This is a genomic window from Pedobacter sp. NJ-S-72 (assembly GCF_053890575.1).
The window spans coordinates 522870-549446 of sequence record NZ_CM132681.1; the positions used below are offsets into that span (position 1 = coordinate 522870).

The following is a 26577-nucleotide window of genomic DNA, read 5'->3' on the forward strand; positions in this document are numbered from 1 at the left end:
TACTTACACTTACAGTGAATTGGATGAGCTTTCCAATAAGCTGGCTCATCACCTGATCAGCATGGGGGCAAAACACGAGACGCTGATCCCGCTGTTTATAGAAAGATCTCCTGAAATGCTGGTAGGAATACTTGCTGTGATGAAGGCGGGGGCAGCTTATGTACCGATTCTTCCGGATTCTCCGGCAGAGCGGACCGCTTATATTCTTTCGGATATAGGAGCGAAAATGGTACTGAGCAGTTCAGTAAGTGCAGCGCTGTTGCCAGATACAGATTTACCGGTTATCTTATTGGATCACAGTGAATCAGTATGGTCTGAATATGCCTTAACGGCACCACGGGTTGAACGTTCGCCTGCTGATCTGGCTTATGTGATCTATACTTCCGGTTCAACAGGCCTGCCAAAAGGGGTACTGGTAGAACATGGCGGAGTAGTCAACCTGATAAGTTATCTGAGTGAGATCAATAGTATGGACAGCAGGGATAAAGTTCTGTTGTTCTTTAACTATAATTTTTTTGATGCTTCGGTAGAGCAGATCTTCCTTGCTTTATTCAATGGGGCAGCAGTTGTACAGCTGGATGAAGCTACACGTTTAGATCCGTCAGCACTTGAAAATCTGCTGGTTAATGAAAAAATCACCCAGATTGCTGCGAGTCCCGGATTCCTGGAGACCATGAATGCAGGTAGCTATGGAGGGCTTAAACGTGTCATTTCAGGTGGAGAATACTGTCGTGTTTCACTGGCTGAAAAATGGAAGCCCTATGTAGCGTTCTATAATCACTACGGGCCTACAGAAACTTCAATTGCAGCGATGAGGTATGAGTATCCGAAAAATGATGTACCGCATCAGGAGGGAGTGCCGATTGGCCGTCCTGTAGCCAATACGCGGGCTTATCTGTTAGATGAGCAATTGCGTCTGGTTCCTGCAGGAGTAGCAGGAGAGCTGTATATCGCCGGTGTACAGGTGACCCGGGGTTATCTTAATCTTCCGGAACAAACAGCAGTGAGTTTCATGGCAGACCCTTTTGCAGGCGGAGAACGCATGTATAAAACAGGAGATGTTTGCCGGTTACTGCCCGATGGTAACCTGACTTATGTTGGCCGTAATGACGATCAGGTGAAAATCCGCGGTTTCAGAATTGAACTGGGTGAGATCATTAATGCGCTGGAACAGAGTGGTCTGGTGGCTCAGGGAGTTGTACTGGCAAGACAGGATGATTATGGCAATAAACGCCTTGTTGGTTATGTCGTTCCTAAAAACGGGGCTTTTGATCAGGATGAAGTAATGGCGTTCCTGAAAAGCAGGTTGCCTGAGTACATGGTTCCGTCCATATGGGTTGTATTGGATCAGCTGCCGTTAACCAGCAATGGTAAAATCAACAAAAATGCACTGCCTGACCCTGATATGAATGCGATGGTAGCCAATGAATATGTTGCGCCACGAAATGAACTGGAACAAAGTCTGGCTGTGATCTGGCAGGAATTGCTTGGATTACCACAGGTTTGGCGTTTCATGATCACTTCTTTGAACTGGGCGGACACTCGTTGCAGGTGATGCGTATGATTTCGGCTATCCGTAAAGAAATGCAGGTAGAAGTGTCTGTAAAGACATTATTTGAACTCACAACGATCGATGCACTGGCCAAATATATCCATATTAACAATGATGACCTGGATGATGAAGATTCCACAACAATAGAATTATAAACCTAAGAACCCTTACCTCATAAAAAATATAATTATGCCCAATTTTAATTTAATTGATGTAGTAGAGCTGCTAAATAAAGCGAATAATGTCGGTATCAAGATTACTTTAGATGACGACAAGCTAAAAATTAAGATGCACAAAGATCAGGTGATAGATAGCAGTTTGATGGATGAATTGAAACTGAGGAAAGAACATCTGATTACTTATTTCAAAAAGCATAGCGCCGCCACGGTTATTGCTGATGAAAATAAGATTGTACCCTTTGAAAGGGGTACAATCAAACATATTCCACTTTCATCTGGGTCAGGAACGTCTCTGGTTCCTGGATCAGCTGGAAGGCAGTACGGCCTATCATCTCCAAACGGTATTAAGACTGAAAGGAAAGCTTGATCAGGGGGCACTGGAATTTGCACTGAACGGGATTGTCAACCGTCACGAAGTATTAAGAACCGTAATACTGGGAGAAGATGGAAAACCATATCAGCATATTCTGCCTGAAAACGGCTGGAAACTAACCATTATCGATGATCTGATCCACAAAAATAGTCCGGAAGCCTTGCGTGCAGGGATCAAAGAACTCACAGATGCACCGTTTAACCTGGCTGCTGACCATATGTTACGCGCTTATCTGCTAGTGCTTGGTGAAGAGGAATATGTGTTGCTGGTTACGATGCACCATATTGCCTCAGATGGCTGGTCTATGGGGATTATCGTGAATGAACTGATCGAATTTTATAATGCCAGTACCGAAAAAAGGCAGGCTGAACTGCCTGCGCTTGAAATACAATACGCAGATTACGCAGTATGGCAGCGGGAACTGGTTTCTCCGCAGGTAGAAAAATTCCACCTGGATTACTGGAAAAAGAAATTAAACGGGGTAGCTACTCTACTTTTACCTGCTGATTACCCACGTCCGGCAGTACAAAGCTCAAAAGGAGCAGTGAGTGAGTTCAGTTTTGGCTTAGCACTGTCAGAAAAACTGCAAACGCTGGCACGCAGTCATGATGCGACTTTGTTTATGACCTTGCTGACCGCATTTAAAGTCTTGTTATACCGTTATACTGGTCAGGATGATATCTGTGTAGGTACGCCTACAGCGGGGAGGACACAGCAGGAATTAGAAGGCTTAGTTGGTTTTTTCGTCAATACACTGGCATTGCGCAGTGATCTGGGCGAAAATCCTTCGTTTGAGGCTTTATTGAAACAGGTAAAAGATACCACGCTGAATGCTTATCAGCATCAGGACCTTCCATTAGAAAAGATCGTGGAAGCGGTTGTCAAAGAGCGTGATCTGAGCCGTAATCCATTGTTCCAGGTATGTTTCACTTTGGTGAATACCTCTGGTGGCGGCGATTTGAAACTCCAGGATGTGGAACTTTCTGCAGAACCAATGGAGCTGACTAAAATACAGTTCGATTTTACGCTTACACTCAGGGAAACTGAAGAAGGCCTTTCGGGAGCGGTTGAATACAGTACTGATCTTTACCGGGAAGAAACGATTTCCCGTATGGTCAGTCATTTGGAGCTGTTATTGCAGGGAATAGTGGCTAATCCTGGCACCAGGATCTGCGATCTGGAAATGCTGAGTACAACGGAAGAACAGTTGCTGCTTTCTTTTAATGAAACAGCTGTTGATTATGAGCTTGAACCTGGGACTACTTTGCTGGATGCCTTTGCGATACAGGTTGAATATGCACCTGATGCGATTGCAATCGTGTTTGAAGAGCAGTCTCTGAGTTATAAAGAATTAGATGAGCGGGCTAACCAGCTTGCACATTATCTGACTATTAAAGGGGTGACCACAGAGACCCTTGTTCCTATCTGTTTAGGCAGGTCTCTGGAAATGATTATAGGGATTTTCGGGGTTCTGAAAGCAGGAGCGGCCTATGTACCTATCGATCCGGACTATCCCGCATCAAGAATCAGTTATATTTTGGAGGATACTGCAGCCAGCGTCATTATTACGGATGGGAACAGTAAACCAAAATTACCAGAGCTGGCAGATCACATTGAAGTGATTGCGCTGGATGAAGAATGGCATGAAATAGGTGCACATGCGAAAGGACCGGTTGGTACCTCGCTGACAGACGAAAACCTGGCTTATGTGATCTATACTTCTGGTTCGACCGGGAAACCAAAAGGTGTGCTGATTGAGCATAACGGGGTAGTTAACCTGGCTATGAGTCAGCGAAATGCACTGCGTTTAACCCACGGAACAAGATTCCTGCAGTTTGCTTCTTTTGGTTTCGATGCTTCCTGCTATGAAGTATTTAATACTTTGTTGAGTGGCGGGGTACTGGTATTGCCCAAAAAAGAAGATCTGCTGTCAGCTGAAAGTTTTGGCGTGATGGTCAAAAGGCATCAGGTCGAGGTAGTTACGTTACCACCTTCTTATCAGCACCTGGTTAAAGATGTACTGGGACCGGTTACCACCGTGGTATCCGCCGGAGAGCCATTAAACCGTGAAGATGCCCGTTATATTAAAGCTAAAGGAGTTCGTGTGATTAATGCATACGGGCCTACAGAAAATACAGTTTGTACCAGTTTGACGGACGAACCAATATTAGCAAATAATACAGTTGTTATTGGTAACCCGATAGAAAATGTACAGGTTTATATTCAGAGTGAGCAGGGGAGATTGTGCCCTGTAGGGGTTGCAGGAGAGTTATGTGTGGGTGGCCCGGGTGTAGCCCGTGGTTATCTGAACCGCCCTGAGCTTACTGCTGAGAAATTTATCCCGGATACTTATATCCCTAAACCGGGGGCACGTTTATACCGTACAGGTGACCTTGCCCGCTGGTGCCTGATGGTAATATTGAATATCTGGGCCGTATTGATGACCAGGTGAAAATCAGAGGTTTCCGTATTGAGCCCGGTGAGATTGAAGCAGAATTGCAATTGTGTGAGCTGGTTAATGCAGCTGTTATTGCTGTAAAGTCAGATCAGAATGGAAATAACAGGCTGATTGGTTATGTCATCCCTGAAGGTGCTTTTGACAGAGAAGGAATTGTGGCTTATCTGAAAGATAAATTGCCGGATTATATGATTCCTTCTATCTTGCTTCCGATAGAAAATATCCCACTTACCCCTAATGGTAAAATTGACAGGAAAGCCCTGCCTGAGCCTGGAGATGTAATTGTTTCTGCGAGTGATTATGTTGCTCCGCGTAACCCGATGGAGCAGACTTTAACTGCAATCTGGCAGGATTTATTAGGAGTATCAAAAGTTGGTATTCACGATAATTTCTTTGAACTGGGTGGTGATTCTATTGTGACTATACAGGTTGTAAGCAGATCAAAACGTGCTGGTTATGATCTTCATCCAAAGGATTTGTTTATTTACCAGACTGTAGAGAAACTATCTGCATTATTGCTGGCCAGAAAGAGTAATGAGGTTACTGCAGAGCAGGGACATCTGGTTGGAACAGCAGGTTTATTACCGATTCAGCAATGGTTTTTTGAGGCGCCCGGGCCAAATCCGTCGCACTTCAATCAGCAGGTATTATTGAGCATTGATAAAGATACTGAGCCTGCAACCCTGGTTGCAGCAGTTGAGCAACTGGTAACTTACCATGATGCCTTGCGCTTTGCCTATAAAGCCGGAGTACATGGCTGGGAGCAGCACTATGGTCAGCCTGCCGGTGCCCTGAAAATTTTTGATCTTCAGAAATTACCATCCCATCAATTGCCTGAAGAGATAGAAGCGATTTGCGATCAGACTCAGCGCAGTCTGGATATTGAACAGGGAATACTTTTTAGTGCGGTATTAATCCTGACGCCTGAAACAGATGCGTATCACCTTTTATTTGTTGGTCATCACCTTGCTGTGGACGGTGTATCGTGGCGTATTTTAATGGAAGATATGGGTTTGCTGATTGCACATCCTGATCAGCAGGCAACTATTGTTTTAGGACATAAAAGCAGCTCTTATCGCCAGTGGCATAGCGCATTGGTTAGTTATGGCCAGCGTCGCCGTCTACTGGATCAGCAAGGTTACTGGGAAAAGGTTACGGCTGCATTCCATCCGCTGAAAACTGAAAAAGAAGAAAAAGGAATAGTTACAATCGCAGATACAGTTAACCATATCTCCAAACTGGATAATGAAACTACCCGCAGGTTATTACAAGATGCAAACCGGGCTTATCATACCGAAATCAATGATCTTTTACTCAGTGCACTGGCGCTTACTTTAGCAGAGTGGAATGGTCATGGTCAGGTTTCTATAGGATTGGAAGGGCATGGCCGTGAGGATATTTTAAAAGATATAGATACCAGCCGTACGGTAGGATGGTTTACCAGTCTTTTTTTTCCCGGTATTGCTGGAAGTGAAAGAGAATCAGGATGCAGCTTCGCTGTTAAAAGCCGTTAAAGAGCAGTTGCGTCAGGTTCCTGATAAGGGAATTGGTTATGGCGTATTGAAATACATTAATAAAATAGCCACTTTGCAGGGAGCAGAGCCATGGGATATTGTCTTCAACTATTTAGGACAGATGGATAACCTGGGCAATGCAGAAGAAGCATTGGACGATGCGATCGAAAATACCGGAACTGCGATTGATGAGGCTTATCCGGTAAGAACGAATTTGTCTGTCAACAGTGTGATCCAGGGAGGGGTACTGCTGGTTACCTGGACTTATAGCAATAAACATTTTACAGCGGAAGGAATTGAAAAGTTGTCAGCTGTGTATATGTCTCATCTGGAAAGCCTTATTGAGCATTGTGTTAGCCAGATACACGTTTCTTATACGCCTGCGGATTACAACCTTAGCGGTCAGGTGACCAGCGAAGAACTGGATGCTTTTCTGGAAGAAGATTTTAATGGAATGCCGCGCAGAACGCAACTGGAAAGTATGTACCGGTTAAGCAGTTTACAGGAAGGTATGTTGTTCCATAGTATCTATGACGGTCAGGCAAGTGCTTATGTAGAGCAGTTTACAGGTGAGCTGACGGGGCTGGATGTGCCGGTGTTTTTGCAAAGCTGGCAATTTCTGTTAACTCATCACAGTATTTTGAGAAGTGGATTTTATTATGATGTGTTTTCAGTTCCGGTACAATGTGTGTACCATGAGGTTGAATTGCCGGTGACCATGCTGGATTATCGTCATTTGGATGAAGCTGCACAGCTACTGGCGATTCAGGAGTTTGAAGCGAATGCTAAACTGGATGGATTTGATTTTACAGTAGCTCCGTTAATGCGGATTACGCTGACACGTCTGGATGATAACCGTTACCGTTTACTCTGGAATTTCCACCATATGCTTTTGGACGGATGGTCTTCGCCGGTATTGCTTGAAAAGCTCTCTGCTTGCTTATGAGGCACTTATAGCTGGTAACCCATTGCCGGTAATGGCTAAAGATAATTACGAAGATTATATCCGTTATACGGAGCGTCGTGATAAAGAAGAGGAAGAATTGTACTGGCGCGGTTATCTGAAAGGGATCAGCGAAGGATGTTTGCTTCCGTTTGTCAGTACAACTGTCAACCGGAATAAAGGGATCGGTGAGTACCGTCAAAAGCATTTAAGCTTAAATACTGCTTTCTCTGCACAGCTTTCCCGTTTTGCACAAAGACACCGTGTTACAGTGAATACGCTGATGCAGGGGGTGTGGGCTTATTTATTGTACCGTTATACAGGTCGTCCGGATATAGTTTACGGGGTTACAGTATCTGGTCGTCCGGAAGATTTGCCGGGAGTAGAACGTGCGGTAGGGATGTATATCAATACTTTGCCTTTATATACCCAGGTAGACGGTTCTGCGGGCATTGTACAATGGTTGCAGGAGTTGCAGATCAGCCAGCTGCAAAGCAGAGAGAGAGTATCAGCATACACCTTTGAATATTACGCAGAAATGGGCAATGGCAGAGGGTGATCTTTTTGATAGTATCCTGGTGTTTGAGAATTATCCGGCCAGTAAAGTGGTTTCAGAATCTCAGGACAATGTCGAACTGCAAAATGTAGAGATGCGTGAGCAGACCAATTATCCGCTCAGTCTGATTGTTTCTTCTGGTGCAGTGATTAATGTGGTCCTGAGCTATAACAGTACCTTATTGGAAGATACTTACGCAGCTGCTATTGCTGCACATGTAGAACAGGTATTGAGACAATTGCTGGTACATGAAACAGGTACGCTGGCCGATATTGAATTGCTGACCAGCGCAGAGCAGGAGCTATTGCTGAAAACGTTCAACAATACAGAGACTGCTTATCCGCATGAACAAACAGCAATCGGTATTTTTGAAGCACAGGTTTTAAGGTATCCTGCATCACCGGCATTGGTTTTTGAAAACCAGGTTTATACTTATCAGGGAATTAGATGAACGTTCTAATCAGCTTGCAGGCTATCTGCGCAGCAAAGGGGTTGTAACTGATGTCTTAGTGCCGGTTTGTTTAGAACGTTCGGCAGAAATGGCCGTAGCGATTCTGGGGGTTCTGAAAGCAGGAGGTGCTTATGTTCCGGTTGATCCGGGATATCCGGAAGAAAGAATCAGCTTCATGCTTGAAGATACGAATGCTTCGGTTGTGGTGACTACGAGTAATTTGAAAACAAGTATCGGAGCTTTTGCTTCAATAGATGCAATTTTACTGGATACTGATGTGGAGGAGATTAACAAATGGGCAATTACCTCACCATTGAATCCTGCCGCACCTGGAGATCTGGCTTATGTGATTTATACTTCTGGTTCTACCGGAAAACCGAAAGGAGTAATGGTAGAACATGCAGGTATGCTGAATCACCTGTATGCTAAAATCAATGATTTACAATTAACAGCAGAAACGGTAGTTGCCTTTACTGCTTCTTATACATTTGATATTTCAGTATGGCAGCTGTTCTCCGCTTTGCTTTGCGGAGGTAAAACCGTGATCTATTCTTCAGAAAGAATCCTGGAACCAGCGATGCTGATTGATGCAGTAGAAACAGATGGAATTACCATTTTAGAGTTAGTTCCTTCTTATTTGAATGCTGTATTACAGGAGAATACCTTAGCTCACCTAAACCAATTGTCTTACTTGTTGGTGACAGGTGAAGCGGTAAGCCAGCCTTTACTGGCACAATGGTTTGCGCATCCGCACTATGGCCGTATCCCGGTTGTCAACGCTTACGGACCTACCGAAGCATCAGATGATATCTGTCATCACATCATGTATGAAACGCCTTCAAGAATCAGTGTTCCTGTGGGTAAACCGGTGCAGAATATGCGCATTTATGTGTTGTCTGCCGGTGACCAGCTTTGCCCTGTGGGTGTACCTGGCGAGATCTGTGTATCAGGAATCGGGGTGTCCAGAGGTTATCTGAACAGACCTGATTGACTGCTTCGCGTTTTGTGGATACCCCATTTGAATCAAGCGGTAAGATGTACCGCACCGGAGATTTGGGCCGCTGGTTACCTGATGGAACGGTTGAATATCTTGGCCGTATCGATGACCAGGTTAAAATCCGTGGTTTCCGTATCGAGCTTGGAGAGATTGAAAACGTGTTACAGCAGAACGATGCGATTGTGCAGGCTGCGGTAATTGTGAAAACTGACGAGAGTGGAAACAAACGTTTGGTTGCCTATGTGGTAGCCGAAGGTGTTTTTGACCGGGAAGCAACAGTGAGCTGGCTTAAAAATCATTTACCGGAGTATATGGTTCCTGGTCTTTTTGTCGCGCTTGATGAGTTGCCGTTAACAGGTAATGGAAAAATAGACCGTAAAGGTTTACCTGATCCTGATATGGGTTCTTTACAGACTGGTACTTATACCGCTCCGCGTAACGAACAGGAAGCTATACTGGCTGAAATCTGGCAGGACCTCCTGCATATTCCGAAAGTCGGGATCTATGATAACTTCTTTGAATTGGGTGGAGACTCGATTATTACGATTCAGGTAGTGAGCCGTGCGCGTCGTGCCGGTTTCAGTCTGCATCCTCGTGATTTGTTTGTACATCAGACGATTGCAGGATTATCAGTTTGTCTGTCAACTGAAGCAGAGAGCGGGGCATCCGGTGAACAAGGTTTATTGGAGGGAGAGAGTGGTTTACTGCCTATTCAACAGCATTATTTTGAATCGGGCGCTACCGAAATTTCTCATTACAATCAGGATATACTGCTTTCTATTGATAAAAGTGTGTCAACAGAGACTGTGTCTGCTGCTATCAGTCAGTTAGTTGCAGCACATGATGTATTGCGCTTTACTTATGAGCAAACAGCAGAAGGCTGGAAACAGGCTTATGGCAATTATACAGGGGGACTTGAAATCAGCGATTTGCGTCATGTATCATCCCAGGAGCTGCCAGCTATGATCGCTTTAAACAATGAGCAGTATCAAAGCAGTCTGGATCTGACTGCGGGTGTTGTTTTGCGTACTGTATTGCTGTTAACTCCTGATACCGAATTAAAAAACCGCTTATTACTCATTGTACACCACCTTGCTGTAGATGTGGTTTCGTGGCGTATCCTGCTCGAAGATCTGGAATTACTGTTGTCAAAAGAATCACTTCCACCTTATAAAACTGCTTCTTACCGTCAATGGTATCAGTCGCTGGAAAGCTATAGCCGACGCAAAGCTGTACAGCATCAGCGTCGTTACTGGGAAACAGCAGTCGCAGCGGCTAAACCAATGCGTAAAGTTCATGCCTGGTCAGGAACATTAACCATTGCAGACATTGAGCAGCATACCGCTGTTCTGGATGCTGCGCTTACCCGCCAGTTACTGCAGGATGTACCGCGTGCTTATCATACCGTAATTAATGACGTATTGTTAACTGCACTGGCATTGACTTTAGCTAAATGGAGCGATCATGCGCAGGTGGTTATTGGTCTGGATCATGGCAGGGAAGACTTTATTCCGGGTGTTGATATCAGCCGTACCGTTGGCTGGTTTACCAGCCTGTACCCGGTTATGCTGTCTGTTGCTCCTGATGCTGATTATGGTGCACAATTGAAACATGTTAAAGAACAACTTCGTCAGATACCAGATAAAGGTCTGGGATATGGTGTTTTAAGATATATAGATAAAGCTGATGCTTTACAGGGGGGGGACCCATGGGAAGTCGAATTCAACTATCTGGGCCAGCTGGATAACCTGGTTCAGGAAGAAGGAAATACACTTTTATCGGGTGCTGCTGAAGCTACCGGCCGTTCGACCGCCGAGAGTCATCCGGTTAGAGAATTACTGTCGGTTAACAGTTTTATACAGGGTGGGGAACTGCGGATGAACTGGAGTTTCAGCAACCGTCATTTCACACCGGATGCGCTGACAGAAATAGCTGCATCGTACCTTGAAAATCTGGAAAACCTGATTAAGCATGCAGTCACTGTAGAGGTTCCCTGTGTCTACGCCTTCGGATTATAACCTGGGCGAAGAGATCACGAATGAAGAACTGGACAAATTCCTGGATGCTGATTATAATGGTTCGCCGCGTCGTTTGCAAGTGGAAAGCATGGCACGCTTAAGTGGTCTGCAAGAAGGAATGTTATTTCATAGTATCTACGACGAGCAGGCAGGAGCTTATAGTAAACAATTTTCTTCTGAACTGATAAGGCCGAACATTGATGCATTCGTGCAAAGCTGGTATGGGATCTTAAAGCGTCACAGTATCCTGCGCAGCGGATTCTATTACAATGAATTCAAAATACCTGTGCAATGTGTGTATCATGAGGTGAAAATACCAGTGGAAATACTGGATTGCAGTCAGCTGAACAAAGCCGGACAAGAACAATATATTCGTGATTACGAAGAGGCAGATCTTAAAAAAGGCTTTGATTTTACGGCAGCTCCGTTAATGCGCATTTGTTTTATCAAACTGGATAACGAGCGTTATTACATGTTTATGGAGTCATCACCATGTGTTGCTGGATGGCTGGTCTATGCCAATTGTCATGCAGGAACTGCTGACGAATTACGAAAACCTGGTTAGTGGAAAACCAATGCCTGTGCTTCCGCCGGATCGTTACGAAGATTATATCCGTTATATGGAGCGTCAGGACAAAGAAGAGGCAACTGATTACTGGCGTAAATATCTGGATGGGCTGGATGAAGCTAGTTTACTGCCTTTTATCTCTAACTCAGCAGACCGCACAAAAAGCCATGGAGGATTCGGTGAAGAAGTCTTCCGGCTGGATGCTGAATTTACAGCACGCTTAACGCGTTATGCACAGCAGAACCGTGTCACTATCAATACGCTGATGCAGGGTGTCTGGTCTTATCTGTTGTACAGTTATACAGGCAGAAAAGATGTGGCATTCGGAATTGTTGTCTCCGGGCGTCCTGAGAATCTTGCAGGTGTGGAAAATGCTGTGGGTATGTATATCAACACTTTACCATTACATGGAAAGATAGATTTAGCACAGGATTTTGCCGCAGGATTACAACAGATCCAGACAGAGCAGCTAGAAAGCAGGGCTTACCAGTACAATAGTCTGAGTGAAATACAACGTCTTTCGGGTATAACAGGAGATTTGTTTGATACACTGATGGTTTTTGAAAATTACCCGGTAAGTGAAACGCTTAATGCACAGCCCTGGAAATTAAGGATGGAAAACACATCCTCCGAAGAGCATACCAATTATCCGTTAAGTGTGGTTATCATGGCTGGAAAACAAATAGATGTCCATTTCAGTCATAATAGCCTGATTGAACATCATTATGTAAAAGCAATAGCACATCATTTCAAAACTGTTCTGGAGCAGATTTCCTCATCGGTTAAATCTCTGAAATTTGGAGAGCTGAATTTACTGACTAAAGCAGAAGAGCAACAGATTCTAGTTGATTTTAATGCGAAAAACATCTCTCTTTTACCATCTGAGAATGTTATTGAACTATTTTCGGGAGCTGCGGCAGCACAAATAAACCGTCCTGCGGTTATCTCAGGAGTTGATTCATTAAGTTATCGCGAATTGAATGAGCAGTCTTCAGGTTTTGCGCATTATCTGCGTAAAAAGGGGGTCACTAAAGGTACTCTGGTACCGGTTTGTCTGGAAAGATCAGCTGGTATGATCATTACCATGATGGCTGTGATGAAGGCAGGAGGCGCGTATGTTCCTATCGATCCGGGTTATCCGGTAGACCGGATTCAATATATGCTTGCTGATACGGGAGCCACTTTATTGATCTGTAACGCTAAAATAGCTGCTGATTTAGGTACTGTTGAAGGTCTTGAACTGATTAATCCTGAGCATTTAACTGAAGAACTTAAACAGTATCCTGTAACAGCTCCGTTGATTCATATTGATCTGGAAGATCTGGTTTATGTAATTTATACCTCTGGTTCTACAGGTCAGCCTAAAGGTGTACAAATTACGCATGCCGGGCTCTCCAACCTGATTAACTAACTGGCACCATGAACGTTATCACCTGACCAGAGATAGTAAAACTACTACAGCGGCAGGAGTTGGTTTTGATGCTTTTGGATGGGAAGTCTGGCCAACATTAAGTACTGGAGCAATTCTGTATGTAATTGATGATGAACAAAGGTTGTCGCCATCAGGTCTTGCTGATTATTATATGGAGCAGGGGATCACACACAGTTTCCTTTCTACGATCCTGATTCCTGAGTTTGTTGAAGCGAGCAGAAACCGCGTGTCAGCATTGAAATACCTGCTTGCAGGAGGAGATAAACTGGCTGCTGTCAATCTGGATGGCTTAATTTATAAAATTATTAATAACTACGGCCCGACAGAAAATAGTGTGGTTACGACCAGTTATGAACTTTCGGCCGGATACAGTGAAACTGCACCTCCGATTGGTATCCCGGTAAGTCATACCCAGGTTTATATTCTGAATGCAGAAAACAGGATTAGCCCGGTAGGTGTGCCTGGTGAACTCTGTATCAGTGGAGCGGGGCTCGCAACCGGTTATCTGAACAGGGAGTCACTGACTGCGGAGAAATTTGTATCAAACCCTTTTAGTCCAAATTATGGAGGCCGTATGTACCGGAGCGGGGATCTTGCGCGCTGGTTACCTGATGGCAATATTGAATATCTTGGCCGTATCGATGATCAGGTTAAAATCCGCGGTTACCGTATTGAGTTAGGTGAGATAGAAAATGTATTACAGCAAAATGCTGAGGTGAAACATGCGGTGGTGCTGGTTAAATCTGATGAGCGTGGTCATAAACAACTGGTTGGTTATATTGTACCGGAAGGTTCATTTGACAAAGGGGTGCTGATCGCTTACCTGAAAGACCGTTTACCGGATTATATGGTTCCTGCATTATGGGTATCTCTTGAGCAGCTGCCATTAACCAGCAATGGTAAGGTAGACAAGAAAATGTTACCTGAGCCGGATATCAGTACTTTGCTAACCAATAGTTATGAGTCGCCGCGTACTGCGGCAGAACAGGCTCTGGTAGAAATCTGGCAGGATCTGCTTCGTCTGGAGCAGGTTGGTATCCATGACAACTTCTTTGAATTAGGTGGAGACTCCATCATTACTATTCAGGCGGTGAGCAGGGCGAAAAGAGCTGGTTATGAATTCCAGCCGAAAGACTTATTTGCACATCAGACTATAGCTGGATTATCTAAATTATTACAGGAAAGAGCAAATGTAGTTTCTTATGCTGAGGAGGGTTACCTTACGGGGATGAGTGGGTTATTACCTATTCAGCAATGGTATTTTGATTTGGAAACGCCTTCAGTATCACACTTTAATCAGCATGTGCTTTTAACAGTTTCGAAAAATATAGATCCTGCTGTAATCTCTGATGCTGTATTGCAACTGGCTAATTATCATGATGCTTTAAGATTTACTTATACTAAAAAGGAAGATAAGTGGGAGCAGACATACGGTATCTATACCGGAGCATTGGAAACTGTAGACCTGGGCGAACTGACCACAGCTGACGTACCTGCCACGATCAAACAATTTGGTCAGCAGGCACAATGCAGCCTGGATATTGAACAGGGAATCATCTTCCGGAGCCTGTTGTTTTTAACGCCGGAAGAAGATCAGGATAACCGTTTATTAATGGTTGTTCATCACCTTGCAGTAGACGGTGTTTCGTGGAGAATTTTGCTGGATGACCTTGCACTGCTGATCAGTCAGCCAGGTAAAAATGCAATAGCTGTGCTGGGGCATAAAAGTGCTTCGTACCGTCAATGGTATAACGCACTGGAAGGATATGGACAGACTATTTCCAAACAGCATGTTTACTGGACGGATGTGGTGAAGCATTATGTGGCATTGCCTGAAGACCACAACTATACAGCGCGTTTGACATTTGCAGATATGGGTACAAAAGTGACCAGATTGAATAGTGCAGATACACAGCGTTTATTACAGGAAGTGCCGCAGGCTTATCATACAGAAATCAATGATGTGCTTTTATGTACTGGTACTGGCATTATCGCAGTGGAGCGGTATTTCACGGATTTCCATTGGACTGGAAGGACATGGACGTGAAGATATTATGGCCGGTATTGATACCAGCCGTACCGTAGGCTGGTTCACGAATCTTTATCCGGTATCTCTGGAAACAGAAGCTGGCAGGGATAACGGTTATGCGTTGAGATCAATTAAAGAACAATTAAGAAAAATCCCGGCAAAAGGAATAGGTTATGGGGTATTGAAATACATAGAGAAATTGGCTGCTTTGCAACAGGATGGGGCATGGAATGTCATATTCAACTATCTTGGACAGCTGGATAATATGGTCAGTGAGCAGGGAGAAATAGGAATGGCTAATGAACGGGCTGGTGAAAGTGTTGCAGCTGATTATCCTTTCACGGATAAGTTATCAGTAAATACCATGATTCAGGGTGGAGAGCTGTTGATTGACTGGAGTTATAGTGTCAAACATTATGATGAGGCAAATATTGATGATTTAGCCAGCTTGTATATGGAGCATTTGCAAAACCTGATCAGCCATTGTGCGGAACAGGCTTCACCGGCATTTACTCCGTTTGATTATGGTCTGAATGGTTTGGTGACTGTAAATGAGCTGGACAGGTTCCTGGACGAAGATTATCAGGGTGCGCCAAGAAGGGCACAGCTGGAAAGCATTTATCGTTTAGGTGGTTTACAGGAAGGAATGTTGTTCCATGAGCTGTACAATGAGCAAGGTGCGTTTACAGAGCAGCTTTCCTGCGATCTGATGAGCTTACAAACGGATAAATTCATTCAGTGCTGGGAAATGCTGATTAAACAGCATAGCATTTTAAGAACAGGTTTCCATCATGATGTATTCTCTATACCAGTGCAATGCGTTTATAAAGAGGTATCGCTTTCGGTAACGCTGCAGGATTATCGCGGTATGAGTGTACAGGAGCAGGAACTGGCTATGAAGGCTTATGAAGATGCAGACCGGAGTAGAGGATTTGATCTGAAAGCAGCACCATTGATGCGGATCTGTCTGATTCAGCTTTCAGATGCTCAATACAAAATGTTGTGGAGCTTCCATCATATTCTGCTGGATGGATGGTCAGTACCGGTACTGTTAGCGGAGTTATTTGATAATTATGAACAGCTGGAAGCTGGTAAACCCGTAGAAGAACAGCCAGCAGATCGTTATGAAGACTATATCCGCTTTATCGAAAAGCAGGATAAAGATCAAACAGCAGCTTACTGGCGTAACTATCTGGCATCAGTTGAAGAAGGATGTTTGCTTCCTTTTGTCAGCGCAACAGCTGACCGTACCCGTGGTATTGGGATGAAAGAAAGTATCATCCCGTTTGATGCGGTAATGACCGAACAGATTTCAAACTATGCGAAACAACAGCATTTAACAGTTAACTCACTGATGCAGGGAGTCTGGTCTTATCTTTTATACAGATATACCGGGCGTGCTGATGTTGTTTATGGTGTTACCGTGTCAGGTCGTCCTGAAGATCTGGCAGGCAGGTATTGAAAGAAAAGTAGGAATGTATATCAATACATTACCTCTGTATATTCATGTGGATCAATCCGTTGATATCAGTACCTGGTTACAGCAAATACAGCAGGGACAGCTGGAAAGCAGGGAGTATCAATATACTACCCTGAATGATATTCAACGTTTGACAAGTATCAAAGGCGATCTTTTTGATACTTCTATTGTTTTTCAGAATTACCCTGTGAGCGAATCTGATCTGCAAAAAGGCGGAGAACTTGAAGTCAGTGATATTGTTGTACATCCGCAGACCAATTACCCGCTGACCATTAATGTGATCACAGGCAGAGAAATTACCCTGCTGTTTGTTCATAATGATGTGTTGCTGGATACACAGGCAGTGGAAATGATGATGGGTCATTTCAAACAAGTGCTCTTGCAACTGGTAGACAAAGGCGTGAAAACCTGGAAAGATGTCGAATTGATAACAGCTGAGGAGCAGGAGCAGTTGCTGGTCACTTTTAACAATAAAGTTGTTGTTGCTTATCCTGATGCACAGACATTGGTTGATCTGTTATTACAACAGGCCGTTCTTACGCCTGATGCTCCGGCAATTGTGTTTGAAGATACCACCTGGTCTTATCGCAAACTGGATGAGGCTTCCGGGAAACTGGCTAATTACCTGCGCAGTAAAGGCGTGAAAGCCGATACACTGGTTCCGATTTTCCTGGAAAGATCTGCTGAAATGGTTGTGGCTATTTTGGGTGTGATGAAAGCAGGAGGTGCTTATGTACCATTGGATACCACTTACCCGGCAGAAAGGATCAGTTATATCTTGGGGGATACTACAGCTTCAATCGTGATCACTACGGGAGATATCAGCGATCGGATCTATACAGTATCTGATGTACCATTGGTATTGCTTGATCAGGATATTGCTATAATTAACAGGTATCCATCTGCTATCGAAGCAGGAGCAATAAAACCCGGGGATCTGGCCTATGTAATTTATACTTCCGGTTCTACCGGACAGCCAAAAGGGGTAATGGTAGAACATGCAGGAATGCTGAACCATCTTTATTCAAAAGTGAATGACCTGCATCTGGATGCAGAGAGTGTGGTTGCTTTTACAGCTTCATATACCTTTGATATCTCTGTATGGCAGATCTTCTCGGCATTGTTAAGTGGAGGACATACCATTATTTATCCTTCACAACTGCTGTTACAGCCAGTAGCTCTATTGGAAAAAGTAGACGAAAACGGGGTAACCATTTTAGAACTGGTTCCTTCTTATCTGACTGCTGTGCTGCGTGAAGAGCTGACAACCAAACTGGAGAAACTGCAATATCTGCTGGTAACCGGAGAAGCGGTTAGTCAGCCGCTACTTGCTCAATGGTTCGGACATCCTGATTTTGGCCGTATCCCGGTAGTCAATGCTTATGGGCCTACGGAGGCTTCGGATGATATCTGTCACTATGTGATGTATGAAACTCCTGAGCAGATTAATATACCGCTGGGCAGTCCGATACAGAATTTACAGGTGTATGTACTGAACAATGAGCTGAATCTTTGTCCGGTTGGTGTGATTGGTGAAATCTGCGTAGCAGGTATAGGGGTTTCCAGAGGGTATTTAAACCGTCCTGATCTGACTGCTGCGAAGTTTATTTCTAATCCGTTCAGTGCAGCAGGTAAAATGTACCGCACGGGAGATCTTGGCCGCTGGCTGCCGGATGGAAATATCGAATATTTTGGCCGTATGGATGACCAGGTTAAAGTTCGCGGATTCCGTATCGAGCTTGGGGAGATTGAAAATGTATTGCAGCAATACGAAGAGATCAATCAGGCAGTTGTTCTGGTTAAAGATGATGCCAACGGGAATAAACGCCTGGTAGCTTATCTGACTACGAATACGGCTTACGATAAAGAATCAATGCAGAACTGGTTAAAAGGAGTTTTACCTGAATATATGGTGCCTTCGTTCTTTATCACTCTCAAAGAACTTCCATTGACTCCTAACGGTAAAATAGATAAGAAAGCATTGCCTGATCCGGATACCAATGAATTGCTGACTACAGCTTATGTTGCGCCACGTAATCATTTACAGGGGCAACTGGCAGAGATCTGGCAGAATATGCTGGGGATGTCAAGAATCGGGATCTATGATAATTTCTTTGAGCTTGGAGGACTTTCATTGCTGATCATTGGTCTGGTCTCAGTGATTAAAAAGGAAATTGGCATCAAAGTCCATGTTCGTGATATTTTCAGTTACCCAACCATCCATCAGCTTGCTGAAATTATTAATCAACGTATAGAAGATGTCAGATCAGATCTGGAAATACAACCGGATAACCAGGTTTTGAGTGATCACATTGTGTTATTGAACGATGGCCCGGTTTCATTCCCAGTGTTTATGCTGCCGGGAGCGGCTGGAGTTTGTGAAGTGTATAGTGCTTTAGGACTGGTGCTTAACGAAACCTGTGCCCTTTATGGATTACAGATGCCAGGTGTCTTTGAAGGAGAAACTCCTGAACAGGATCTGATCTGACTGTAATTGCTGCCCGCAATATTGGATGGATGAAAGAAGTACAGCCTGCTGGCCCTTATCGTTTTATCGGACATTCACTGGGAGGGCTCATGATTCACGAAATGACAAAACAGCTGGAAGCTGCGGGAGAAGAGGTCGAAGCAGGGATTGTTCTTGATAAAGATACTTCTACTGAACTTTCGCTTCCTGGAAGTGACGATGATGGAGAAGCACTCTTCAGGCTGGCCATGCTAGTATTTGAATTGGGAAGTATCGTGACTAAACCTTACCCGGAATGGATCTGGAAATTGAAAGAGGCGTTTTCTTTAACAGACAGAGAAAAAATAATGCCTGTAATTACTGCAATTGTCATGGAGAACATTGGAAATAATCAGCATTATGCTAGCTTTATTTTAAGGATCCTGAACCTGGTGATCAGCAATGCTTTTCTGGAATATACAGTTACGGATCAGACTAACGCCAGCCTATTAATTGTAAAAGCAGAACAGACCCCATGGGAAGCTCATAGTGAAAGCCTGGGCTGGGAAGCTTTTGCGGCAGAAACGCAGGGTATTACTGTACCCGGGGATCACGATTCACTGGTAGGGAATGCTCACGTACAGGTATTGGGAGATGAAATAACAGCGTACTTGCGACAATTTAAGGGATAAGAGGAATATAGCCCGCTGTTGCGGGCTTATCTATAAAAAATTATAAAAGCTTTTAAAATGCAGAATTCGACATCCGTTAAAGACAAAGAGAAAAGCAGTAGTTCTCTTAAACCATTATTCCGGTTATTACATTATGTAAAACCATACTGGCTGGAATTCAGTGCAGGTTTGTTCCTGTTACTCATCGCCAGCGTATCCGGCCTGGCTCTGCCTAAATTACTCGGACAATTAATTGATGGGGGTAAACAGGGGTTAGATTCAGGGGCAACAACCTATATTGGTTGGTTGTTAGCTGGTATTCTGCTGATACAGGCAATGTTCTCTTTTTTCAGAATACTGTTTGTGTCAATGTGACCGAAAAAACACTGGGTGCATTGCGTCAGACTGTATATAGCCATCTGGTGAAAATGCCGATGAGTGTTTTTCTCCATAAACGGGTAGGAGAGCTGAGCAGCAGGATTTCGGCAGATATTACCTTGTTACAGGAAATATTTAACAATACACTTGCTGAAATGGTCAGACATTCGGTTATTATCATTGGTGGGTTGGTCTTACTGCTGATCACTTCGTTTCAACTGACTATTTTTATGTTGCTGTTGTTACCCGTGATGGTGGTACTGGCCGAAGTATTTGGGCGGTTCATCAATAAATACTCGATGCAGGTACAGGACAAAGTCGCAGCTTCTAATACTATTGTAGAAGAAACATTACAAGGGATTTTCAGTGTGAAGGCCTTTGTAAGTGAGTTTTTCGAAATGAGCCGTTATCGTGAACAAACTAATGAAATGGCCAGACTGGGCATGAAGGGTGGTAAATACAGAGGTCTTTTCGACTCATTTGTTACCGTTGGGATCTTCGGTACCCTGGTCGCTGTGATCTGGCGTGGTGTGACTACAGGTGTAGCTTCAGGAGAATTGCTTTCCTTTTTATTGTACTCTATATATATTGTCAGTTCAATTACCGGTTTAGCAGCGGTTTATACTTCTTTACAGAAAAGTATTGGTGCCACTACTCATCTTTTTGATTTGCTGGAAGAACCAGTGGAGCCATTAACTGACTTTAAAACCATAGCACCGGAAAATCAGTTGCACGGAAAGATTAATTTCAATAATATTCATTTTCATTATCCGACAAGGGAAAATATTAATGTATTGCAAGGAGTATCATTTGAAGCAGCTTCCAATCAGAAAATCGCTATTGTAGGTTCTAGTGGCGCTGGTAAAAGTACGATTGTGTCTTTATTACTGAGATTATATGATCCTGTCAAAGGAGGATTGTTTTTTGATGGCAGAGATGCTGCGTCTATTCCTTTATCAGAACTCAGGGCACAGATCGCTTGGTTCCACAGGATGTTTTTCTTTTTGGCGGTACGATTGCCGAAAATATTGGTTATGGCAGAAAAGGGGCTTCTAAAGAAGAGATCATTGCGGCAGCAGAGAAAGCTAATGCATGGGAATTTATTCAGCGGTTCCCCTTAGGTTTGGATACGATAGTAGGTGAGCGCGGAATACAGCTTTCCGGCGGACAGCGTCAAAGAATTGCTATTGCACGTGCTGTACTTAAAGCCCCGCGCATTTTAATACTGGATGAAGCTACCTCTGCACTGGATTCAGAGTCAGAAAGACTGGTACAGGACGCATTGGATAGACTGATGGAAGGGCGTACTTCTATTGTGATCGCACATCGCCTGGCTACAGTAAGGCAGGCGGATAAAATTATTGTGCTTCATAAAGGTGAGATTGTAGAAGAGGGAACTCACCACGAATTGATTGGTGTTAGCGGAGGATTATATAAGAATCTGAGTGAAATGCAGTTTACGAATTAAATTTTTGTTTAAACAGGCGCTAAACAGCCTGTTTAAATTAAAATATTTACATTAGACGGAATAAATATCGAGATATAATATGGAGGTGAAAGTCTTTTTTGTTTCTGATGAAAAAATGAAGAATCAATGTTATTTAGTTTATGATCAGCAAACTGGGATTCTAATTGATCCGGCATGGGATTATGAGTTGATCAATGGTTTTTTACTGGAAAATAATATTGTATTAAAAGGGGTACTGTTAACACATTCACATCGTGACCATATCAATCTTGCGCCAGTTTTTGCAGCTGAGTATGGGATTCCGGTTTATATGTCAGCAATTGAGATTGAAGCTTATAATTTTAGCTGCCCGAATTTAATACCGGTACAACATTTAGAGGAAATCGTAATTGGTGACTTTGTGATCAATCCACTGGTGACGCCGGGGCATACCCTGGGCAGTACCTGTTACCAGGTTGGCATTCATTGCTTTACCGGAGATACTGTTTTTATGGAAGGGGTAGGAGAATGTAAAACCGTACAGGAAGCAGAAGCCCTGTTCGATTCTGTCCGGTTTTTTAAGAGTTATTTCCCTAAAAATACGCTGGTCTGGCCTGGACATTCATTTGGAATAACCGCTGGTAAAGACATGGAGTATCTTTTAGCGAATAATCTCTATTTTCAGATCAATGAAAAGGAGATGTTTATAGGTTTCAGAATGCGGAAAAATAGACCAAACCCTTTGGCATTCCATTAGAAAGAGACTAAAATTGAAATAGAAACCCGGTGTAAATCATTTTTACACCGTTTTTTTTTTTATTTAATATTTTTCTAAATAGAGTAGTGAAAATCGGGATCGCTGTACTCTATTAAGAAAAATAATTAAGCTGATGCAGAAAAAATATTTTAACGAATCATTGTTCGACGTAATATTTGTTAATTTTTATTTTAAAAGAAATTCATGTTGTGTTAACATTCAGCTACCTGATATTCTTCCTGGCAGAAGTTCTTAATGATTTACCAGCATCCTTTGCTGGCTATTAACTATTTCCATCTCTCATTTTTAAACTATTATTTATGCTACAGGAACTTGAAAAGTTGTCAGCCTATATTGGCGGGACGCCCCTTATTGAATTAAAAAATAGCAACGCAAACCTTTTTGCGAAACTAGAGTACAATAATTTTTCTGGCAGTTCAAAAGACCGTGCTGCTTACAGTATCATTTACAACGGTATCAAATCGGGAAAAATTACTGAAAATACGACAATTATAGCATCCAGCTCTGGAAATCTTGCTATAGCCGTGGCTTCTATCAGCAAAAGACTGAATTTGAAGTTTATCCCTGTAATCGATCCGAATATCAATTCATCTTACGAAACCCTGTTAAACCTGATGGCTTATAAAGTGGTGAAAGTAACTGAAAGAGATCATACAGGTGGTTATCTGTTGACCAGGATTAACGTTGTTAATGAATTGCACGCTAATACACCTGATTCTTTTATTGCAGATCAGTATGGTGATCCTAATAACTATAAGGGCTATTATATGGGGGAGAAGAAATTGTTTCCTCTTTCAGACAATTGGACTACATTTTTGTTGCCGTAAGCTCTAGCGGAGCAATTACAGGTATTTCTGATTTTATTAAGAAACAGAGACCTGAAGTGAAAATCGTAGGCGTGGATGTAGAAGGGTCAGTTATTTTTAATGCCAAACCGGTTAAACGTTATATCTCAGGAATAGGTGCCAGCCAGATTCCTCCGATTATAGAAAATGCTTTTATTGATGATGTTGTTATCGTTTCTCAACTGAGCATTATTAAAGGTTGCGCTGAACTGCTGAATGAACAGGCAATTTTTGCAGGCGCATCATCAGGTGCAGTTTACCTGGCTGCTAAGAACTATTTCAGGTTCAATGAGAGCACTTCCAAAAGCAATTCATTATTAATCTTCCCGGATAAGGGACACACTTACCTGGATACTATTTACAATCAGGAATGGGGCATTCAGCTTGCCGCCAAATTAAACGAACAAGAAGAAGAAAGTCCTTTCCACTAATTTTTAAGCCGTAAAACAAAAACAAAATCATGTTATATCTGAATGCAAATAATATTAAAGAGATCGGTTTTAACTGGGAGCAATTAACAGCCGTAATTAAAGGTGCTGTAGAACAATTGCACGTCAATAATTACTCACAGCCAATAAAGCCATATTTACGATATGGTGATCCTAAAAACAGGATTATTGCTATGCCAGCCTATATCGGTGGAGATAATCCATGGGCGGGTATCAAGTGGATTGCCAGTTTCCCTGATAATATTTATAAAGAAAAATTAAGGGCACATTCTGTGACCATTCTGAACGAACATGATTCAGGAGTACCCCGCTGTATTATTAATACTGCTACGATCAGTGCAGTGAGAACTGCGGCGGTTTCAGGTTTAATGGTTAAAGAATTTATCAAAGGCCGTCATTCTGACCAGAAACTCCGTGTTGGTATCAACGGTTTTGGCCCTATTGGTCAGATGCACCTGGAAAGATGATCCTTGCAATTCTTGGCGATTCTATAGAACAGGTATTCATACATGATATTAACCCGATTGATATAACTAAAATCAGCGGAGCTGCATATAAAAATGTAATCATTGCCAGGAGCTGGGAAGAATGTTATATCCATGCAGATATCTTTATGACCTGCACGGTATCGGCAGCACCTTACATTAGCATTGCCCCTAAAAAAGGCTCTTTACAATTGAATGTTTCTCTCAGAGACTATACCGCCGAGATGAAAGACTATATGGACACCATCGTAGTCGATAACTGGGAAGAGGTTTTGCCGTCAGAATACGGATATTGAAAATATGCATAAGCTGAAAGGATTACAGGAAAGTGATACCTATTCTATCGCTGATATCGTAGGTAAAGGTATTCTGAATGATCGTGCAGCAACAGACGTCGTGATGTTCAATCCTATGGGGATGGCCATATTTGATATTGCTGTAGCTGGATATTATTATCAGGAAGCCATGCTTGAAAGTGTGTTGCTCTGAAATGCCAGACTAATACCCCTTATTCAATACAAAGAATGACAGGATAACCGTTGTCATTCTTTGTATGTCTAATTTATTTCGTATCCCAATAAATCCAAGATATCAATGTCATACCAAGCTGTACCGCTGCATCCCTCTCAAAAAGATATATATATTGATCAATTAATTAATCTTGAAAGTCCACATTATAATGTTGGCGGTTATCTAAAGATAGCAGGTCCTATAGAGAAAAAAAAAAAATACTACTGCAAGCCATTAATACACTGCCAGAGGTATTTGATGCATTTAAACTGAGATTTGATCTGAACGATGCCGTTCCTACAGGTTACATAGATGATCAGTTTACTCGTCTGCAAGTTTCTGAAATAGAATTTAATGAAGAATTTGCCACAATTGAAGATAAAAGAAAATACTGCGAACAATGGGTGCTCGGGCAATTCTCGCTGACACATCAGTTAAAAAAGGATCTGATGCCAATCAGCATGTATCTGATTCAAATATCTGAGCAAGAACACTGGTTCTTTTTCAGATATCACCATTTGGTGATGGATGGATTTGGAATGTCCGCTGTAAGCCATTACGTAGCAGCTAAATATAAATCCATTATTGAAAATCAGGAAGTTTCTTTCAGTTATGCTTCTTATGCAGAAGATATCACAAAAGCTTCCGAATACCATGCCTCAGAAAGATACCAGGATGAAGGGGCTTACTGGAAAAAGAGATTTGAAGAAGCTCCGGGTAAACTATTACAACGAAAATACAGACAGGAAGGTGCTTCCGCAAATAAAGGAGAAGCAAGCCTGTTTGTCATCACGGGTCTTGCCAGACAAGAACTGGCAGATCTGGTGAGCAGTACCAATGCCAATTATCAGCAATTGACCATGGCTGCACTGATGATTTATTATTCAAGGATCAGCGACGAGTCAACATTTGTTTTTGGGATTCCACAAAGGAGAAGGAGCAAAAATGTTCGGAATATAGCAGGTACAGGTACATTTAGTGGTATTCTGCCTTTTATAGGTAGTTATGACCCCAGTATGAAGCTGGCTGATCTGATCAAAGGGATTGTCTCGGGTCAGCGCCATGACTATCGTTATCAGCATTATTTATTAGGAGACCTGAGCAGAGACCTGAACCTTAACTCAGCAGAAGATGCTTTGTTAGAAATCGTTGTCAATAATGCATCTATTGATTTTGATGTTGATTTCGGACCCGGAATAAAAGCAGCTATAAATCCAAGATTCAGTGGCAGTCTTTCTTTCCCGATCGAATTGTACTGGATGGATGCAGGGCCGCAACAGTCATTGGATATGCGTGTGGATTTCCAGAGCCAGTATTTTAAAAAAGAAGAAATTGAATTATGGGCGCAAAGACTGCTGTTTATTTTAAAGCAGTTCAGGGCAAATCTTGATCAGGATACTGCTGTTATTGAAATCCTGCCGCCTGAAGAAAAAGAACTATTACATAGTTTTAATAATCAGCAATTTGACCTGCCGGTTTTACCGAGAAAAAAGACAAAGGATAGGCCAGAAGGAAAACAATGTGATCGGCTTGTTTGAAAAATGGGCTGTAAAAACAGCAGACACCATAGCCGTGGTGTTTGAAAATCAAAGTTATACTTATCGTGAACTGAATGAAAAGTCCAATCAGCTGGCGCATTACTTGCGTATTAAAGGCGTAAAACCAGATCAGCTGGTTGGTCTTTGTATTGAACGGTCATTAGCAATGGTTACCGGTATACTGGGAATCTGGAAAGCGGGCGGAGCTTATGTTCCTATTGATCCGGCAAACCCAGAAGAACGTATCAGCTATTTACTGGAAGATAGCGGCGTAAATCTGATTGTCAGCAGTAAGCTGAGCAGAACGAGCCTTCCGGATTCCGTACAGGAAACGATAATCTCACTGGATGAATGCGAATTATTGGCGCAGCAACCAGTCACCTCACCAGAAAATATCGCAGCATCAAAGGATTTGTCGTATGTAATTTATACTTCTGGATCTACAGAAAGCCTAAAGGCGTATTGGTAGAACATCGTGGA

22 protein-coding genes and 4 pseudogenes are annotated in these 26577 nt (G+C 42.9%); all 26 read left to right on the forward strand.

Translation table 11 applies throughout. From position 1 onward, the window contains the following. Positions 1-7: 7 nt before the first annotated feature. Positions 8-1555: pseudogene (locus ACWYN3_RS03515) on the forward strand (non-ribosomal peptide synthetase); the annotation flags it as partial. Beyond that, positions 1555-1707: a phosphopantetheine-binding protein gene (locus ACWYN3_RS03520; RefSeq protein ID WP_456219884.1), complete on the forward strand. Its 153-nt coding sequence runs from the start codon at positions 1555-1557 to the stop codon at positions 1705-1707. The pseudogene ACWYN3_RS03515 and the gene ACWYN3_RS03520, both read left to right, overlap by 1 nt. A gap of 34 nt (positions 1708-1741) precedes the next feature. Next, positions 1742-2098, forward strand: a complete 357-nt coding sequence (locus ACWYN3_RS03525) for a TubC N-terminal docking domain-related protein (RefSeq protein ID WP_456219885.1) — start codon at positions 1742-1744, stop codon at positions 2096-2098. Beyond that, positions 2040-4556 (forward strand): non-ribosomal peptide synthetase, encoded by a 2517-nt coding sequence (locus ACWYN3_RS03530; protein ID WP_456222873.1) that lies wholly within the window; start codon positions 2040-2042, stop codon positions 4554-4556. Before ACWYN3_RS03525 ends, ACWYN3_RS03530 begins: the two co-directional genes overlap by 59 nt. Continuing rightward, a complete protein-coding gene (locus ACWYN3_RS03535; protein ID WP_456219886.1) occupies positions 4508-6076 on the forward strand; it encodes a condensation domain-containing protein in 1569 nt (522 codons plus the stop codon). The genes ACWYN3_RS03530 and ACWYN3_RS03535 overlap by 49 nt, the downstream gene beginning before the upstream one ends. Continuing rightward, positions 6033-7022, forward strand: coding sequence for a condensation domain-containing protein (locus tag ACWYN3_RS03540; protein WP_456219887.1), 990 nt, complete (start codon positions 6033-6035; stop codon positions 7020-7022). Before ACWYN3_RS03535 ends, ACWYN3_RS03540 begins: the two co-directional genes overlap by 44 nt. Beyond that, complete coding sequence (locus ACWYN3_RS03545; RefSeq protein WP_456219888.1) at positions 6997-7578, forward strand: condensation domain-containing protein; 582 nt, start codon at positions 6997-6999, stop codon at positions 7576-7578. The genes ACWYN3_RS03540 and ACWYN3_RS03545 overlap by 26 nt, the downstream gene beginning before the upstream one ends. After that, positions 7565-8026: a condensation domain-containing protein gene (locus ACWYN3_RS03550; RefSeq protein WP_456219889.1), complete on the forward strand. Its 462-nt coding sequence runs from the start codon at positions 7565-7567 to the stop codon at positions 8024-8026. Before ACWYN3_RS03545 ends, ACWYN3_RS03550 begins: the two co-directional genes overlap by 14 nt. Next, complete coding sequence (locus ACWYN3_RS03555) at positions 7989-9017, forward strand: AMP-binding protein (RefSeq protein ID WP_456219890.1); 1029 nt, start codon at positions 7989-7991, stop codon at positions 9015-9017. The genes ACWYN3_RS03550 and ACWYN3_RS03555 overlap by 38 nt, the downstream gene beginning before the upstream one ends. Then, positions 9014-11041, forward strand: coding sequence for a condensation domain-containing protein (locus ACWYN3_RS03560; protein WP_456219891.1), 2028 nt, complete (start codon positions 9014-9016; stop codon positions 11039-11041). Before ACWYN3_RS03555 ends, ACWYN3_RS03560 begins: the two co-directional genes overlap by 4 nt. Beyond that, the gene (locus ACWYN3_RS03565; RefSeq protein ID WP_456219892.1) at positions 11019-11606 is read left to right on the forward strand and encodes a condensation domain-containing protein; all 588 of its coding nucleotides are present in this window, start codon (positions 11019-11021) and stop codon (positions 11604-11606) included. Before ACWYN3_RS03560 ends, ACWYN3_RS03565 begins: the two co-directional genes overlap by 23 nt. Beyond that, on the forward strand, positions 11539-13020 hold the full coding sequence (locus ACWYN3_RS03570) for a condensation domain-containing protein (RefSeq protein WP_456219893.1): 1482 nt from the start codon (positions 11539-11541) through the stop codon (positions 13018-13020). The genes ACWYN3_RS03565 and ACWYN3_RS03570 overlap by 68 nt, the downstream gene beginning before the upstream one ends. Before the next feature lie 22 nt (positions 13021-13042). Next, positions 13043-14206: pseudogene (locus ACWYN3_RS03575) on the forward strand (non-ribosomal peptide synthetase); the annotation flags it as partial. Between the two features lie 63 nt (positions 14207-14269). Continuing rightward, positions 14270-16532 (forward strand): annotated as a pseudogene (locus ACWYN3_RS03580) (condensation domain-containing protein). Then, positions 16483-19038 (forward strand): non-ribosomal peptide synthetase, encoded by a 2556-nt coding sequence (locus tag ACWYN3_RS03585; protein ID WP_456219894.1) that lies wholly within the window; start codon positions 16483-16485, stop codon positions 19036-19038. The pseudogene ACWYN3_RS03580 and the gene ACWYN3_RS03585 overlap by 50 nt, the downstream one beginning before the upstream one ends. 29 nt (positions 19039-19067) lie before the next feature. Beyond that, positions 19068-19688 carry a thioesterase domain-containing protein gene (locus ACWYN3_RS03590; RefSeq protein ID WP_456219895.1) on the forward strand — a complete coding sequence of 207 codons (621 nt, stop codon included), beginning with the start codon at positions 19068-19070 and terminating at the stop codon, positions 19686-19688. Positions 19689-19745: 57 nt separating this feature from the next. Then, positions 19746-20042, forward strand: a complete 297-nt coding sequence (locus tag ACWYN3_RS03595) for a hypothetical protein (protein ID WP_456219896.1) — start codon at positions 19746-19748, stop codon at positions 20040-20042. Then, a pseudogene (locus ACWYN3_RS03600) lies at positions 20039-21513 on the forward strand (ABC transporter ATP-binding protein). Before ACWYN3_RS03595 ends, ACWYN3_RS03600 begins: the two are co-directional and overlap by 4 nt. 115 nt (positions 21514-21628) lie before the next feature. Next, a complete protein-coding gene (locus ACWYN3_RS03605; RefSeq protein ID WP_456219897.1) occupies positions 21629-22249 on the forward strand; it encodes an MBL fold metallo-hydrolase in 621 nt (206 codons plus the stop codon). A gap of 320 nt (positions 22250-22569) precedes the next feature. Next, the gene (locus tag ACWYN3_RS03610; RefSeq protein ID WP_456219898.1) at positions 22570-23097 is read left to right on the forward strand and encodes a pyridoxal-phosphate dependent enzyme; all 528 of its coding nucleotides are present in this window, start codon (positions 22570-22572) and stop codon (positions 23095-23097) included. Continuing rightward, on the forward strand, positions 23073-23546 hold the full coding sequence (locus ACWYN3_RS03615) for a pyridoxal-phosphate dependent enzyme (protein ID WP_456219899.1): 474 nt from the start codon (positions 23073-23075) through the stop codon (positions 23544-23546). The genes ACWYN3_RS03610 and ACWYN3_RS03615 overlap by 25 nt, the downstream gene beginning before the upstream one ends. Before the next feature lie 29 nt (positions 23547-23575). Beyond that, positions 23576-24031: a hypothetical protein gene (locus tag ACWYN3_RS03620; protein WP_456219900.1), complete on the forward strand. Its 456-nt coding sequence runs from the start codon at positions 23576-23578 to the stop codon at positions 24029-24031. Next, on the forward strand, positions 24028-24345 hold the full coding sequence (locus ACWYN3_RS03625) for a hypothetical protein (protein WP_456219901.1): 318 nt from the start codon (positions 24028-24030) through the stop codon (positions 24343-24345). The genes ACWYN3_RS03620 and ACWYN3_RS03625 overlap by 4 nt, the downstream gene beginning before the upstream one ends. A 4-nt stretch (positions 24346-24349) precedes the next feature. Beyond that, positions 24350-24538 (forward strand): hypothetical protein, encoded by a 189-nt coding sequence (locus ACWYN3_RS03630; RefSeq protein ID WP_456219902.1) that lies wholly within the window; start codon positions 24350-24352, stop codon positions 24536-24538. Positions 24539-24783: 245 nt separating this feature from the next. Next, positions 24784-26097: a condensation domain-containing protein gene (locus ACWYN3_RS03635; protein ID WP_456222874.1), complete on the forward strand. Its 1314-nt coding sequence runs from the start codon at positions 24784-24786 to the stop codon at positions 26095-26097. After that, positions 26081-26566: an AMP-binding protein gene (locus ACWYN3_RS03640; RefSeq protein ID WP_456219903.1), complete on the forward strand. Its 486-nt coding sequence runs from the start codon at positions 26081-26083 to the stop codon at positions 26564-26566. The genes ACWYN3_RS03635 and ACWYN3_RS03640 overlap by 17 nt, the downstream gene beginning before the upstream one ends. Positions 26567-26577: the final 11 nt, after the last annotated feature.

Excerpts from the sequence above, each read along its gene's own strand:
- ACWYN3_RS03625 (WP_456219901.1), top strand. The coding sequence starts at position 24,028 with ATGATCCTTGCAATTCTTGGCGATTCTATAGAACAGGTATTCATACAT.
- ACWYN3_RS03520 (WP_456219884.1), top strand. The coding sequence starts at position 1,555 with ATGCGTATGATTTCGGCTATCCGTAAAGAAATGCAGGTAGAAGTGTCT.
- ACWYN3_RS03630 (WP_456219902.1), top strand. The coding sequence starts at position 24,350 with ATGCATAAGCTGAAAGGATTACAGGAAAGTGATACCTATTCTATCGCT.
- ACWYN3_RS03595 (WP_456219896.1), top strand. The coding sequence starts at position 19,746 with ATGCAGAATTCGACATCCGTTAAAGACAAAGAGAAAAGCAGTAGTTCT.
- ACWYN3_RS03525 (WP_456219885.1), top strand. The coding sequence starts at position 1,742 with ATGCCCAATTTTAATTTAATTGATGTAGTAGAGCTGCTAAATAAAGCG.
- ACWYN3_RS03605 (WP_456219897.1), top strand. The coding sequence starts at position 21,629 with ATGAAGAATCAATGTTATTTAGTTTATGATCAGCAAACTGGGATTCTA.
- ACWYN3_RS03590 (WP_456219895.1), top strand. The coding sequence starts at position 19,068 with ATGAAAGAAGTACAGCCTGCTGGCCCTTATCGTTTTATCGGACATTCA.
- ACWYN3_RS03550 (WP_456219889.1), top strand. The coding sequence starts at position 7,565 with ATGGCAGAGGGTGATCTTTTTGATAGTATCCTGGTGTTTGAGAATTAT.
- ACWYN3_RS03585 (WP_456219894.1), top strand. The coding sequence starts at position 16,483 with ATGGTGTTACCGTGTCAGGTCGTCCTGAAGATCTGGCAGGCAGGTATT.
- ACWYN3_RS03610 (WP_456219898.1), top strand. The coding sequence starts at position 22,570 with ATGCTACAGGAACTTGAAAAGTTGTCAGCCTATATTGGCGGGACGCCC.
- ACWYN3_RS03620 (WP_456219900.1), top strand. The coding sequence starts at position 23,576 with ATGTTATATCTGAATGCAAATAATATTAAAGAGATCGGTTTTAACTGG.